Below are 15,055 nucleotides of genomic sequence, written 5' to 3' on the forward strand. Positions count from 1 at the left end.
TAGTTCTGTATTTTTTCTGTTTTTATATCAAAAATATTTTGTTTATTAAAAATTAAAAAAAAATTATTTAGTATCATTTTCTGTAGAACAATTCTTTTTTAAGAAATATTCTTATATTCTCACTTTAATATTTAAAGAAATTAGGTTGAATTAATTCTATTATTTGTAAAAGATGTTTACTTAGATGTTAAAAAGGCGCCTTGAGCCCTAAGACTTAGCTGTTTTTTTTGAAGTGTACTTAGTAAGCTTTGACGTGTTCTTGAGATATGGTTTTCAATAAGTGATATCGTTTTTTGTATTTTTCCCTTTTTTAAGGCAATCACTATTTGACGATGTTCATCCCATCCCGTGTGATCATATTTGTTTTCAAGCCAGCGGGCTCGTCTTAATCTCATCATTGCATTTTCAGTGCCTTGAATAATAAATTCATTTTCTGACAGTTTTGCAATCCATATGTGAAAATCATGGCCAATTTGATCAAGCTGTTCATGAGTTGAGGTTGGTGAAATTGAATTCAGTAGATTTTCAACTTTTGAAATATTTTTATCTATAACTATTTGTGTTGTTTCTTGAATAGCGGCAACCTCAAGTATTTTACGATAAATGCACACTTGAGAAATTTCTTCTAGATTAATCGGGGATACAATCCAACCGGATTTTTTGTGAATAACCAGTCCCTCACTAGCAAGTTTAAATAATGCGGTTCGAATGGAGGTTCTAGAAATCCCAATGAACCCTACAATATCACGTTCTGTTATACGTTCACCCGGTGCTATTTCCATATTCAGAATAAGATTTCTTAATTTTATTTCAGCATGCTGAGCTTGAGTAAGGGTTTTGTTCATAAATTTGTTTCTTATTATTGATTATATGATAGGATCATTTTGGTATACCAATTTGGTATACCAATCAAAGACAATTTTATGGTGGATTTATCATGTCCTCAACAATTGAAACAGATCAAGATGAGCCATATTGGGTTCGCAATCTTTTTGTTTGTTTATTTGGATCATTTACAACCTTTCTTGCAATGACATTAATGTTGCCTTTTTTACCGATCTATGTTCAGCAGTTGGGAGTCAAAGATCATGCAAGTATAGCTCAATGGTCAGGAATAGCCTATAGCGCAACATTTTTTATAGCAGGAATGATTGCGCCATTCTGGGGATATCTGGGGGATCGTTATGGTCGTAAACCAATGCTTCTTAGGGCAAGTCTAGGTATGGCCGTGACAATGGCATTGATGGGATGTGCGACAAATATTTGGCAATTGGTTGGATTACGATTGCTTGCGGGTTTTGCTGGAGGATATTCTTCAGGTGCAACAATCATGATTGCTGCCCAAACTCCCAAGGATCGTTCTGCTTGGGCACTTGGACTGCTTTCATCCGGTATCATGGCAGGAAATCTGATTGGTCCCCTGATTGGGGGGATATTGCCATCTTTAATAGGAATCCGTATTACGTTCATAGGGGCAGGATGTTTAATTTTCATTACGTTTCTTGTTACATTGGTTTTTATTCGAGAATCTTCAAAGTTGGTTATTCATGAAAAAACCGTTAAAGGAAATTGGTTCGATATTCCCAATAAAAGATTGATTTTCATAATGCTGGTTACGGGTATGTTACTAATGATTGCCAATATGTCTATCGAACCAATTATAACCTTATATGTTCATCAACTGGCTGTTGAGCAATCCAGAATAACTTTCTTTGCAGGTTTGATTATGTCGGCTGGTGCTTTTGGGAGTATCTTGTCTGCTTCATGGCTTGGTCATTTAGCGGATAAAATAGGTCATGCATGGATTATTATCTGGACCTTAATTATTGCCGGGATATTACTTGTTCCCCAAGCCTATGTCACGTCAGTCTGGCAACTTATCGTATTACGTTTTTTTATGGGATTGGCCCTTGGTGGTTTAATGCCCTGCATTATAACAATCATTCGACATCAAGTTCCAAATCATTTAGTGGGAACTGTATTGGGTTATATTATTTCCGTACAATATATTGGTCAGGTTATCGGTCCATTGGTTGGCGGGTTTGTCAGTGGTTATATGGGTATGTATTTCGTATTTCTCGCAACAAGTGTTCTAATGCTGATTGGTGCCATAGGCAATTGGTTTGCGCTAAAAATATTGGATTATAAATATTAATATTATATTAAAAAGGCTAATTTAATGGTTTATTTAAAAAGAATAAAGAAAAAACAGCTTTTCTATTTATGGATTTTCAAGATTTTATGTTAAATAATTTTATATCTTTTTCAGTCGCCGGACAGATTACGGCACTGGATTATAAATTAACTGTTTTAAAAGTTGCTTGTTTCAATAGTGATTCTGCAAACACATAATTTTCTGACAGATAATTTTTTTTCAAAAACTTGGTTCTGTTATATATAATGATGAATTACTAAGTCAGCTTTCATAATACTACTGATACGTCTTCCCGATAAATTAAATTAAAATATTTTTCTTTCATGGGTCTAGATAGTAAGTTGTATTTTTATTCAGAAAATCTTCTGTTACTTTTGATTCCTTTGCAAAAAACATTCTTATAAATGAAATTCGGGTTTTGATCCTATATCTGTTTTTTTTGCAAATAAAAGGTTGATTAATTCAAAAATATGTCTCATTAACAGTATCCTTTGCATAAGGCAAAGTAAATCTGTTGATAACAATGATATGTGATATTAATTTGTAAAAAATATTTTCTTAATAAAAAAAATAGTTTCTTAATAAAAATGTTTTGTTACTATAAATTTTATAAATAATGTTCTCAAAATTGTTTGTAAAATTTATTTAGATAATAAAGGCAGGCATATGAATGAGTTAGCACCGCACCAAGCTCAGTTATCTCTTTGGCGAGTTATTATCATCGGGATAGCTTACATGACTCCCATGACTGTTTTTGACACATTTGGTATCGTATCAGGTGTAACGAATGGTCGTGTTCCTATGGCTTATTTATTGGCATTGGGTGCCATCATGTTGACTGCTTTTAGTTACAGTCGACTCGCTGTTATTTTTCCTAAATCAGGCTCTGCTTATAGTTATACCAATCAAGTTTGCGGTAAAATTAGTGGTTTTATTGTCGGGTGGGGAACCCTGCTTGATTATCTCTTATTGCCAATGATTAATAGTTTACTTTCAGGAATTTATCTCAAAGCTTTATTCCCTGATATTCCCGCGTGGATGTTAATCATTCTTTATACGGCATTAGTTACGTTTATTAATTGTCGAAATATTAAATTTCTTGCCAATCTTAATGCCTTGTTCGTTGGTATTCCTTTAATTTTGATGGTTTATTTCATCTATTTGGTTATTCATGCTTTGGTCTTTAAATATGATGTATCGCACGTAATGACGTTAAAACCTTTGATGAATGGGGACAATTCTTTTATTCCCTTGGTAAGTGGTGCTGCTATTTTATGTTTTTCTTTTTTGGGATTTGATGCTGTAACCACGCTTGCAAATGAAACTTTTGATGCCAGAAAAAATATACCGCGGGCGATTATTGCTACGGTTTTAACGGGTGGTATTATCTTTTTTGTATCGGCATGGTTTATCCAGCTTTACTATCCGAATAATAGCCCTTTCAAAGATCCTATTGAGGCAATGCCTGAAATTGTTTTGTACGTGGGGGGGAAATTGTTTCAATCGATTTTTTTATTAGCTATCTTGATTAATACTTTCGCTTCGGCTCTGGCATCGCATGCCAGTGCAGCACGCTTAATTTATATTATGGGGATTGATGGGGTTATTCCATGGAAAAAATTGCAATATATTCATCCTCACTATCGCTCTCCTATTGTTTGTGTGCTGTTGGTGGGAATTCTTTCTTTAAATGCTATTTTCTTTCGGTTAGATACAGCCGTCTCATTAATTAGTTTTGGTGCAATGGTCGCTTTTAGTGCGGTTAATATTTCTGTGTTTATATGGTTTGTATGTTATAAAAAAGAGTTTTCAACGCTTAAACAAATTTTAAAAAATATTATCTGTCCTTCTTTGGGAATGTTCTCAGTAATTGTGATGTGGTCTAATTTAAAAGAAGACGCACTTTTATTGGGAGGCTTTTGGACCGCTTTAGGAATAACCTATATTTTATACTGTAAAGTTCGTAAACGGCCTTTATTTAAAAGGCATGATTTGTCGTTAACGTCTGGAACAGATATTCATGTAGCTAAATCAACATTATAAGTGTGGTCGGATGAGAATGATGAATACAGAACAAAAACTTGAAAAACCTATTTTAACAGAAGATGTTACCTTTAGAAAAACGGATGAAGGTCCTAAACAGGAAGAATGGAATTGGGTTGATTCGCGACAAGTACAAGATGAGGATGTATTAGCTAGACCCGCCAATTATTATGAGGCGACTTTATCCCCATGGAAAACATTTCCAGCCTTAGAACATGATTGTGAATGTGATATGGTAGTGGTTGGTGGCGGATTGCTTGGGGCTTCTACGGCTTTACATTTGTCAGAATCTGGGGTTGAAACAATCCTTCTTGAAAAAAATAAGGTGGGGTCAGCTGCTTCGGGAAGAAATGGCGGACAATTGACGCCTGGATTGGCACGATGGGAAGCAGAATCTATTATTGAGAATTTCGATTATGACGAAGCTTGTCGTTTGTGGAAATTTACATCCATTGAATCGTTTGATCTTATTCAAGAAATAACAGAACATTATGCCTTGGATTTGGATATGCGTCGTGGGCATTTAACCGCGGCGATTCATCCTGGTCATATTAATGCTTTGACGGTTGGGGCAGATGCACGTCGATATTTAGGTGATGATAGTGTTCGCATTTTAGGGCCTTATGAAATTCGTGATCATATCAATTCAGAACTTTATTATGGTGGTGCTTTGGATAAGATTGGAGGGCAAATTCATTCTTTAGGTTTAACGCGTGGTTTGATTTATGGTTTTGTTAAAAATGGTGGGCATGTTTATGAGGATAGTGAAGTTCTAAAAATAGAAACTGTATCAGAAGGGGTATCTATTGAAACGGCACAGGGTAAAATTCTTGCTAAAAAAGGCGTGGTATTAGCCGTTCACCATACGACCTTTCAATTATTATCAGATGTTAATTCAACCATTCCTTTTTATACTTATGTTGGTGTTACCAATCCGGTTGAGGGGGGGAGTAAAACATTACTTCCGACACAAATGGCTGTTTATGATACGCAGCTACAAATAGATTATTATCGCCCGGTTCGTAAAGAGCGTATCTTATTTGGAGGGCAAGGAACAGGAATGCGATGGAATTCTGATAAAGTTGTTGATTATTTAATGTCACGAATTAAGACCATTTTTCCTCAACGTGATGATATTCATTTAGAATTAGCGTGGAGTGGAACAACTGATTTAACCCTAAATGGGGCGGTAGATTGTCGTAAATTAGGAGAAAAAGCGCCTATTTATGCGGTTCACGGATGGAGTGGTCATGGGATTGCCCAAACGGTCCGTATAGGCAAAGCGATACGAGATGATTTCCTAAAATTAAATGATGATTTTGAAATGCTGGCCTCTATCGAGCACCGTTCAATTTTAATGGGGAGACAACTTGCACCTGTTGCAATTCCTTTAGCCAAGTCGCTGTTGGGACTTGGAAATAAAATTACACCCGGTAAAATGATTTCTTTCTGATAAAATTGCTCGTCATTATTATTTATTTATTGAATTTTGACGAGCTTTTTATAAAAGAAATAGAAATGTTATTTTTTAAAAATAGGTTTGAGTTTCACGATAAAATCCCAGCACATAATTAAAGCGCCTATAGAAAAGAAAATATCCCCGATTATACGTAACCATTGCCAAAATGTTTTGGTATCATAAAAGCTTAAGCTTCTGGCGTAAGTTAATCCGTGTTCGTAAACAGCGTTGAGTTGGGGCCAGCCGACAGGGAAAAAGGTTAATGTAGTCCATAGGACAAGTGTGATATTATAGAGGAATAAGGCAATATATCCCCATTTTTCTATAAATGGATATTTGTCACTAGCAATATATCTTAAACAGAAATAAATCATTCCCAGTCCCAAAAGACCAAAGGCTCCAAAAAGAGAGGTGTGGGCATGATTCAAGGTTAAAAATGTCCCATGTTCATAATAATTAACAAGTGGTGCATTCAATACACCTCCACCAAAGACACCCGCACCGATAAAATTCCATACTGCAGCAGCGATAATATACATATATCCCAATTTATACTGGAAAGTCTGATGGGCTGTAATGATTTTATATTCGTCAATAGATTCGATAACCAATAGAATTAGGGGTAAAACCTCGATAAATGAGAACATGCTTCCCATGGGGATCCAAATGGATGGTTCACCGGCCCAATACATATGGTGACCTGTGCCAATGACCCCACCAAGAAAGATCAGGATAAGTTCAAAATAAACTGTTCGCTCAGCAAAACAACGGGAAATCAATCCTGTCCCCATCAAAAGATAGGCGGTAACACATGCCGTGAAGAATTCAAAGGATTCCTCAACCCAAAGATGAACGACCCACCATCTCCAGAAATCGTCCATGGTATAGGACTTGCCTATTTCAAACATGGGTATCATGCCAAAAATGTACAATACAGCAATATTTAGGGTCGATAACCAGAATAAATGTTCAAGACGTATATTTCCTATACGGAATGATTTAAAGGCTCTTTGCCAGTGACGTTTATCGGGCCAGAAGGAGCGGAATACTAAATAACTCCAAAACAAAAGAGCGGCAAAAAAAGCATATTGCCAACCTCTGCCTAATTCCAGATAGGAATTGCCCTGGTTGCCGAACCAAAACCATAAATGAGGCAGGTAACCCATGATGCCCAGATAGTTGCCAATGACAATATCCGCAATAACTATCACTGATGCATAAAATAAAAGATCAACAAGTATATTCTGATATTTTGCTTCTTTTCCACTGATAATTGGCCCTAAAAACAGAGCTGAACCAATCCAGGAAAATGCAATCCATACAATCGGGGTTTGCAAATGAATACTTCGTAGAAAATTAAAAGGTAAATATTTTCCTATTTCAAATCCGTAAAAACTTGTCCGTTCAGAATAATAATGGGCCATTAATCCACCCATTAGAAGCTGGACGAGGAAAATAGCGGCAACAAATAAAAAATATTTACCGATTTTTTTCTGGCTTGGGGTCAGATTCTTAAATCCGTCGATAACCTGGTCCATCGCCTCCCTATCTTCACCAGATAGCCAGATACGATTGATCGTGATCACGGCACCAAAGCCTGCAAAGGCAAAACAGAACCCAGCCCATGTCCAGGTAAAGGTTTGGCTGGTAGGTTGGTTTCCTGCAATGGGTTCATAAGGCCAATTTTGTGTCCAGGATATGGTGCTGTTGGGGCGATGGCCTACGGATGTGAGGGCTGTATAGATAATAAATTCAGAAGTGCTTTTGGCATCCGCCTGATTTAATGCATGAGCCCGCGAGTAACCGGCCTTGAAATTATCCTGTACTAATTCTTGAGATAAATTTTTTCTGACATCGACGATTGCCTGACTAAACGCAGCAGGAAAACGTAAAGATTTCTGTGTAAGATCAACGTTATGTAACATTATTTGCATTTTCCTTTGAATAAGGAATTGTTGATCTGAAGTTAATAAATGAAAAGACTGATGAAATTTTTCTTGGGCTAGATATTCTCGAATTGCTTTGGCAAGATCCACGAGAGTTTTGGCAGTATAATCGGGTCCAAACATGGATCCCATACCGTATAATCCACCGTAATCAATCAGATCGGCTTTTTGAAAACCCTGTTTTCCAAGAAAAACATCTTTGTCTGTGAATAAAACCTGATCTTGTGATGAAATGAATTGAACTGGAATAGGTGGGCTTTGCTGATAGGTGAATAATGTTGCCCATCCCATAAATAAAAAACATAGAAAGGCTGAAATTAAAAGTAGCCATTTCAATTTTCTGTTAACAGGGTTCCTGTTAAGCTTTGTAAGTATTTCTGATGTTAGATTACTGATAACACCATCTTGATAATTACTTTTCATAGACTTATCGATTCAGTATTTTTAAATATATTTATTTGAAATAAAAGGATTCTTAATATTTAAGTAAAAGATTTATTTCAAATACATCTTATATAACGTTTAATATGAAAAGGCAATAAAGATGTATTTTAATTACATCTTTTTAATTTTTACGAATTAATAATAAAAATGACGAATAAGTTTGATTGTAATTGAAAAAAAGTTAAAAGATATTAATTGATTAGTAATAATGTTAATATATATAGAAAATTGATTTTCAATTATAAAAAAGAATTTATAATGAACTTAAATTAATATTTTAATTGTTTTTTAATTATTTTATTCAAAAAAGATGCAAGATTTTTCTCTTTAAAAAGATATCCTGTAATATTTGCATTTTCTGCAGCCTGTAAATCAGTCGATTTATCACCAATCAAAAAAGAATGCTGACGATCAATGAATAAATCATGAATTGCATGTTCAATCATTCCTGGATGCGGTTTACGATCAGGGTGATCCTGTCGATACTTTTTAATCTTGGCTTCTGGATGGTAGGGACAATAATAAAAGGCATCAATAGCGGTATTATATTTTTTTAGTTTTTCTTGAATATAGTGATGAAAGTTCTGGACATCCCGTTCTGTGAAAAAACCGCGTGCAACCCCGGATTGATTGGTTACTACGACGGTAAGGAAACCGAGTTTCTTGGCTTGACAAATAGCTTCTTCAACCCCTTCAACCAAAATTAAATCTTCCAGACGATAAGGATAGTTCGTATCGATATTGATAACACCATCCCGGTCAAAAAAGATTGCGGGTTTTATAAATTTTGATAAAAAACGGGACATTCGAGAATATTTTCTATTTCATTGACGATTGTTAAATAAAATAATTAATTCGTTTTGACCGGTTATGAAACAGAAATCAATTTAAAAGTTTTCTTATCACGTTTAAAGATTTATGATGATTTCAAATAAAGAAAGCGGTTGATTGTAAGATATAATAATAATTTATTAAAAAAATCATGTATAAAATTGCTTTTACAGAATAGTGAACTAATTCAATAGGAATTAATTTTAATCACAATTTATTTTAATTTTTTCATGCAAGGGTTAACGGATGCCTCAATATCGTTCATACATTTCTACTCATGGTCGTAATATGGCTGGTGCACGTGCTTTATGGCGTGCAACTGGAATGAAAGATGATGATTTTCATAAACCAATTATTGCTGTGGTTAATTCTTTTACCCAATTTGTTCCCGGCCATGTTCATTTAAAGGATTTGGGCCAGATGGTTGCAAAAGAAATTGAAAATGCCGGTGGCGTGGCAAAAGAATTTAACACAATTGCGATTGATGACGGAATTGCGATGGGGCATGATGGAATGCTATATTCCTTACCAAGTCGAGAGATTATTGCTGATTCAGTTGAATATATGGTGAATGCGCATTGTGCAGATGCAATGGTTTGTATTTCGAATTGTGATAAGATCACTCCTGGGATGCTAATGGCTGCAATGCGTTTGAACATCCCTGTTGTTTTTGTGTCCGGTGGTCCAATGGAAGCGGGTAAAAGTCATCTGGCTAATCATAAACTGGATCTGATTGATGCGATGATTGCCGCCGGTGATGATAATGTTCAAGATAGTCAGGTAACGGAATATGAACGAAACGCCTGTCCAACCTGTGGTTCCTGTTCTGGTATGTTTACGGCCAATTCCATGAATTGTCTAACCGAAGTTTTGGGTTTTTCCTTTCCTGGTAATGGCACTTTGTTGGCTACGCATAAAGATCGCCAGTTTTTATTCAGAAGGGCGGGCAAAAGAATTGTTGAACTTTGTAATTCTTATTATAGGGATGGTAATGATAAAATATTGCCGCGTTCCATTGCAACGAAAGAGGCCTTTGAAAATGCGATGGCCCTGGATATTGCTATGGGGGGGTCAACGAATACGATTTTACATCTTTTGGCTATAGCACAAGAAGGGGAAGTTCCTTTTACATTACAGGATATTGACCGTCTATCTCGTAAAATACCACAATTATGTAAAGTGGCCCCGAATACTCAGCTCTATCATATTGAGGATGTGCATCGGGCCGGAGGTGTTTACGGAATTCTGGGTGAACTGGCTAAAGCAAATTTATTGCATCTAAATACAATTACAGTCCATTCAGATAGTTTAAAGGATGCTATTCTTCATTGGGATATTATTTCAACACATGAAAAATCTGTTTTGGATTTTTTTAAAGCCGCTCCCGGTGGTATTCCTTCTCAACAGGCCTTCAGTCAAAATCAGCGTTGGAAAACGTTGGATCAGGATCGTGTTGGCGGCTGTATCCGTGATATTGAACATGCATATTCCAAAGATGGTGGGCTGGCTGTTTTGTATGGTAATTTAGCCGAAGATGGGTGTGTTGTAAAAACAGCCGGTGTTGATCAATCAATTTTGGTATTTGAAGGCAAGGCACGTGTTTTTGAAAGCCAGGATAGCGCAGTTGAAAGCATTTTATCAGACCAAATTGAACCTGGGGATATTGTTGTCATTCGTTATGAAGGACCTAAGGGAGGTCCGGGAATGCAGGAAATGCTTTATCCAACCAGTTATTTGAAATCAAAAAATCTTGGGAAACTTTGTGCGTTATTGACAGATGGACGCTTTTCAGGTGGAACATCCGGTTTATCAATTGGTCATGTATCTCCAGAGGCTGCCGACAAAGGAACAATTGGCTTGGTTAAAGACGGGGATACAATTAAGATTGATATTCCTAATCGCTCCATTCATTTGCAGGTATCGGATGAGATCCTGAAACAGCGCCGAAATGAACAGGATCAAAAGGGCTGGAAACCTGTCAAGGCAAGAGCACGTAAAGTTAGTATGGCCTTGAAATCCTATGCGATGATGGCAACCAGTGCGGACAAGGGGGCGGTTAGAAATAGAAAATTATTTGATTGATTAAAATAACTACGCTTTTAGTGGGATAATTGTTTCAATATTTTATTGAAAGCGTATTATTTCGTAAAAAAATGTGTTTTGAAAATGCAATATAGGATTTTATTTAAATAAGAATATTTTTAACTTTATAATTAAATCCATCTTTTATTCCATTAAATAAATATCTTAAGGATTGGACTCTATTTTTTTGAATCATGCATAAAAGGAAACATGTCATAATTCTGCATAAAGTTGAAGGCAAAGTAAAAAAAGGTTTGTTCCTGTAAATTTTATGGGTAATGATCAGGTTACGTACAAGATAATATAATTTCTTATTTGAAAAAATTTGGGAATGTAAAATAACATCATGTACAAAAATAAAATCTGGAACATACAGAATTTTATTATTTTTTTGTGACAAGTAATATGAAAAAGCCAAATCGTCAAAATAAATAAACAGATCATCTATTATGATATGGGCGTATTTTTTTAAAATGTTTTTATGAATAATGGTTCCTACAAACGAAAAGGTTTGTACTTCACAGATTGCATCAGACTGTGGTAAAAACTGTTTTGGGTTTATTTTATAATGTATTGTGGCCAGTAAAGTTGAAGGTATTTTTTTAAAGGGTATGTTCATGGAACATATTTTATAATCAGGGGTTAATACCCTGCAGCAAAAAATTTGATAATTGTCTTTTTTGAACTGGATAAAATTATCAAGCAAATTCTCAGCTGGATAGGCATCATCATCAAAGAAAAAAATCCAGTCTATGTCTAAAGACGCAATATATTGGGCACCGTATTTAAATCCACCCGCACCCCCAATATTATTTTTCATGCGCAAGATTTGTAGGCGGGATTCTTTTAGAGAGGATAGCCATTGTTCTGTACCATCTGTGGATGCATTGTCAATGACTATTATTGTATCAAATTTAAGGGCAAAGGTTGCGCGTAAACATAATTGTAATTTATTCAGCCGATTGTAAGTTACAATGAGAGCAGCACATTTCATTTATGGGAGAGCCATTTAAAAGAATACATATTTCTTTATATAGCATAAAACAATAGAATAAGTTAAAATAACAAATGGTTATTTAACTTCAGACTAGATATGAATAATATTCGATGCAAATAATTTATGCAATAAATTATTGGCGTCCCGTACGGGAGTCGAACCCGTGTTGCCGCCGTGAAAGGGCGATGTCCTAGGCCTCTAGACGAACGGGACAGAGGCAATGAAGGTTTTAATACATGGGTGTGATCTCTTGGTCAAGTAAAAAATATTAATTTTTTATAAAACTTGCATCTTTTATAAAAAAAGTTGTATTTTCTTTTCCATTCCATTGATTGTTACGTAACCATCCTGCCAAATGAACAGGTCGCCGGTTTTGAGAATCTTCTAAGAATACAGTTATCGGATTCTGATCTGCACGGAAGAGAAGGGCTTTTAAGGATTGTCTTTTTTCTCCCTGAATGATTAACCGTAAGGTATTCCCATCTTTGCCTATCCTGTCCGTACGGATAATGTGTACATAAGACAGGACAATGAGGGGTTCTTCATTTCCATTTCCAAAGGGAGCCAGATTTTCAATCTGTTTGGCCAGTTCAACTGAGGCTCCTGCTGGAGTGATGACGGTTTCAATTTCTAAATCTGCGACAGTCGGATAATGAGTGGCCTGGTTTAAATAATGATTAAGAAAATCGTGTAATTTCTGGCCTTTGTCTTTATGATAGCAATAACCGGCTGCCATTGTATGACCTCCTCCCTGGATTAATAAATCAGCCTGTTTTGCTGCGATAATAGCGGCTCCCAAATCTAGGCCAGGAACAGACCGGCCAGAGCCTTTGACGGTGCCATCCTGTAGTTCTGTCCCGATTAAAATTGGACGGTTGATTTGTTCCTTGATGCGGCCTGCAACAATGCCAACGATACCGGAATGCCATTTTGGATTGCTAAGCATAATGACGGCATTACCTTGTCTATATTGTTCCATTGCTTGTTCAGTGGCCTGATCCAATACATCTTTTTCAATATTCTGCCGTTGTTTATTGATGGTATCCAGACGCTCGGCAATCAGTCTTGCATCAAAGGGGTTAGAGTTCGTTAATAGCTGTAATCCAAGACTTGCTTCGGAAATACGTCCACCAGCATTAATTCTCGGACCTAATGCGAATCCGCAACTAAAGGCGTTGGGTACTTGCGTAATTCCAGCAACATCCAATAAGGCAGCCAACCCTATACGTTCACGTTTTGCTAGGATTTTTAAGCCTTGCGTGACAAAGGCTCTATTTAAGCCTGTCAAAGGCATAACGTCACAAATTGTCGATAAAGCGACGAGATCCATTAATTTAAAAAGATTAGGTTCAGGGTTGGTTTGAAAATAATTTTTTTCCCGCAGATTTCGGGTAATTGCAATGGATGCAATAAAACTTACTCCACCGGCACAAAGATTGCCTAGTCTGGATGTGCAGTCTAAACGATTAGGATTGACGGTTGCATAAATATTGGGAACGTTCTCTGATTTATGGTGGTCAAAAACGATAAGGTCTGTTTTTTCCTGATTAATCTGATCAAAAACGGAATGAGCTGCGGTTCCACAATCGACACAGATGATAAGGGTTGCCCCTTGTTGAATAAGCTGTTCCAGCGCTTGCACATTTGGACCATAACCTTCCTTGAAGCGATCTGGAATGTATGAAATGGCTTGATTTCCCAGCATGGAAAAAAAATCGCTAAACAGGGCTGTGGCACAGCCACCATCTACATCATAATCGCCAAATATGGCAATTTTCTCATGGTTAATTATGGCATCGGCAATACGTGCTGCCGCTTTGTCCATATCTTTTAAACAAGAGGGATTGGGGAGCAATGCTTTAAGGGTTGGGGATAAAAAAAAAGGCAAATTTTCCGCGGATACCCCTCTTAATGCCATCATGCGACCAACAACCTCGAAAAGGGAAGCTTTCTGAGCAATCGCTTGTGCCTGACGATCCAGAAAATGCTGGTCCAGAGAAGAATGACGCCATACCCATTGGCGTCCTGAAAGACTTTGACTGACATTAAGGACTAGAGAAGAGGTTTCCGACATGGAGATTTGAGGAATTTAAATAGTTGTTTGAGGTTTGTTACGCGGGTCGTGGCAAGCGTTAATGAAACGGATGGTTTTTGATACTGATCTCGTAACTATTGAATTTGTCCATACATGATTTCCTTTCCAGCGTACACCTTTAAGGATATCACCATTTGTAACCCCTGTTGCCGAAAATAAGACATTTCCATTGGCCATGTCATGAAGGGAAAGTTTGCGTTGCGGATCAAGGGGATTCATCTTTCTGGCACGATCAATCTGCTCTTTATTTTCAAAAAGCAGTCTGCCCTGCATTTGCCCATCAAAACAACGTAATGCCGCAGCAGCAAGAACGCCTTCTGGGGCACCACCTGATCCTATGACAATATCAACATTACTTTTTGGGAGACAGGTTGAGATAATGCTGGCAACATCGCCATCAGACACTAGTTTGACATGAGCACCGGCTTCACGGGCTTTGGCAATAATTTCCTCATGACGCTCTCTTTCCAAAATGCTGAGAGTTAAATCAGAAACATCAACTTTTTTCGCTTTTGCAAGGTTCATTAAATTAGTTTTAACATTATTATCTATGTCAATGACACCTTCGGGGTAGCCCGGACCAATGGCAATTTTGTCCATGTAGATATCAGGGGCATGAAGAAAGTTTCCCTTTTCCGCCAATGCAACGACAGTGATCGCATTGGGCAGATTCTTGGCAACGAGATTTGTTCCTTCCAATGGATCGACAGCAATATCCATTTCGGGTCCGCCAGCCCCAACTTTTTCACCAATATAAAGCATGGGAGCCTCATCCATTTCACCTTCACCGATTACGACGGTGCCTGAAATGGCAACAGTATCAAAAGCTTGCCGCATGCCTTGAACGGCTGCTGCATCAGCTTCGTTTTTCTTGCCAAGTCCAACCCAGTGAAAGGACTTAAGTGCTGCAGCTTCCGTCACGCGTACAAGTTCAAGTGCCAAGTTTCGATCAGAGACGGTATAACCAGATTGAAAAGGAGGCTTATTCATGATTTAAAATTTC

General features: G+C 36.9%; 10 protein-coding genes and 1 tRNA gene. 4 read left to right on the forward strand and 7 right to left on the reverse strand.

Annotated features, from left to right (window positions below; all coding sequences use genetic code 11):
* Nucleotides 1-176 precede the first annotated feature (176 nt).
* Nucleotides 177-845 carry a GntR family transcriptional regulator gene (locus H3T57_RS08410; protein WP_122122914.1) on the reverse strand — a complete coding sequence of 223 codons (669 nt, stop codon included), beginning with the start codon at nt 843-845 and terminating at the stop codon, nt 177-179.
* Between the two features lie 92 nt (nt 846-937).
* Between H3T57_RS08410 and H3T57_RS08415 the strand changes: the two genes are divergently transcribed.
* The 3 genes from H3T57_RS08415 (at nt 938) to H3T57_RS08425 (ending at nt 5,651) form a co-directional block, all read left to right on the forward strand.
* A complete protein-coding gene (locus H3T57_RS08415) occupies nt 938-2,155 on the forward strand; it encodes an MFS transporter (RefSeq protein ID WP_198194043.1) in 1,218 nt (405 codons plus the stop codon).
* Nucleotides 2,156-2,821: 666 nt separating this feature from the next.
* Nucleotides 2,822-4,198: an APC family permease gene (locus tag H3T57_RS08420; protein ID WP_198194045.1), complete on the forward strand. Its 1,377-nt coding sequence runs from the start codon at nt 2,822-2,824 to the stop codon at nt 4,196-4,198.
* Between the two features lie 16 nt (nt 4,199-4,214).
* Nucleotides 4,215-5,651: an FAD-binding oxidoreductase gene (locus tag H3T57_RS08425; protein WP_230882814.1), complete on the forward strand. Its 1,437-nt coding sequence runs from the start codon at nt 4,215-4,217 to the stop codon at nt 5,649-5,651.
* Between the two features lie 68 nt (nt 5,652-5,719).
* Here the strand turns inward: H3T57_RS08425 and H3T57_RS08430 are convergent, their stop codons facing one another.
* Complete coding sequence (locus tag H3T57_RS08430; RefSeq protein ID WP_232349820.1) at nt 5,720-8,026, reverse strand: nitric-oxide reductase large subunit; 2,307 nt, start codon at nt 8,024-8,026, stop codon at nt 5,720-5,722.
* A gap of 290 nt (nt 8,027-8,316) precedes the next feature.
* Nucleotides 8,317-8,853, reverse strand: a complete 537-nt coding sequence (locus tag H3T57_RS08435) for a D-glycero-beta-D-manno-heptose 1,7-bisphosphate 7-phosphatase (protein WP_198194047.1) — start codon at nt 8,851-8,853, stop codon at nt 8,317-8,319.
* Between the two features lie 271 nt (nt 8,854-9,124).
* On the opposite strand from H3T57_RS08435, the gene ilvD reads away from it, so the two are divergent.
* Nucleotides 9,125-10,960: a dihydroxy-acid dehydratase gene (gene ilvD, locus H3T57_RS08440; protein WP_198194049.1), complete on the forward strand. Its 1,836-nt coding sequence runs from the start codon at nt 9,125-9,127 to the stop codon at nt 10,958-10,960.
* A gap of 103 nt (nt 10,961-11,063) precedes the next feature.
* Here the strand turns inward: ilvD and H3T57_RS08445 are convergent, their stop codons facing one another.
* The 4 genes from H3T57_RS08445 to glpX form a co-directional block, all read right to left on the reverse strand.
* Entirely contained in the window at nt 11,064-11,954 is an 891-nt protein-coding gene (locus tag H3T57_RS08445) for a glycosyltransferase (protein ID WP_198194051.1), read from the reverse strand.
* Nucleotides 11,955-12,094: 140 nt separating this feature from the next.
* Nucleotides 12,095-12,170 (reverse strand) — tRNA-Glu (locus H3T57_RS08450).
* 55 nt (nt 12,171-12,225) lie between these two features.
* Nucleotides 12,226-14,031, reverse strand: a complete 1,806-nt coding sequence (gene recJ / locus H3T57_RS08455) for a single-stranded-DNA-specific exonuclease RecJ (RefSeq protein ID WP_198194053.1) — start codon at nt 14,029-14,031, stop codon at nt 12,226-12,228.
* A 15-nt stretch (nt 14,032-14,046) separates the two neighbouring features.
* Nucleotides 14,047-15,042 (reverse strand): class II fructose-bisphosphatase, encoded by a 996-nt coding sequence (gene glpX, locus H3T57_RS08460; protein ID WP_110439552.1) that lies wholly within the window; start codon nt 15,040-15,042, stop codon nt 14,047-14,049.
* Between the last annotated feature and the right edge of the window lie 13 nt (nt 15,043-15,055).

Source organism: Commensalibacter sp. W6292M3 (assembly GCF_016101315.1).
Lineage (GTDB): Bacteria > Pseudomonadota > Alphaproteobacteria > Acetobacterales > Acetobacteraceae > Commensalibacter > Commensalibacter melissae.

What these genes read in the sequence shown, in the direction of transcription:
- H3T57_RS08410 (WP_122122914.1), bottom strand. Translation starts at nt 845, where the DNA reads ATGAACAAAACCCTTACTCAAGCTCAGCATGCTGAAATAAAATTAAGA.
- H3T57_RS08415 (WP_198194043.1), top strand. Translation starts at nt 938, where the DNA reads ATGTCCTCAACAATTGAAACAGATCAAGATGAGCCATATTGGGTTCGC.
- H3T57_RS08420 (WP_198194045.1), top strand. Translation starts at nt 2,822, where the DNA reads ATGAATGAGTTAGCACCGCACCAAGCTCAGTTATCTCTTTGGCGAGTT.
- H3T57_RS08425 (WP_230882814.1), top strand. Translation starts at nt 4,215, where the DNA reads ATGATGAATACAGAACAAAAACTTGAAAAACCTATTTTAACAGAAGAT.
- H3T57_RS08430 (WP_232349820.1), bottom strand. Translation starts at nt 8,026, where the DNA reads ATGAAAAGTAATTATCAAGATGGTGTTATCAGTAATCTAACATCAGAA.
- H3T57_RS08435 (WP_198194047.1), bottom strand. Translation starts at nt 8,853, where the DNA reads ATGTCCCGTTTTTTATCAAAATTTATAAAACCCGCAATCTTTTTTGAC.
- ilvD (WP_198194049.1), top strand. Translation starts at nt 9,125, where the DNA reads ATGCCTCAATATCGTTCATACATTTCTACTCATGGTCGTAATATGGCT.
- H3T57_RS08445 (WP_198194051.1), bottom strand. Translation starts at nt 11,954, where the DNA reads ATGAAATGTGCTGCTCTCATTGTAACTTACAATCGGCTGAATAAATTA.
- recJ (WP_198194053.1), bottom strand. Translation starts at nt 14,031, where the DNA reads ATGTCGGAAACCTCTTCTCTAGTCCTTAATGTCAGTCAAAGTCTTTCA.
- glpX (WP_110439552.1), bottom strand. Translation starts at nt 15,042, where the DNA reads ATGAATAAGCCTCCTTTTCAATCTGGTTATACCGTCTCTGATCGAAAC.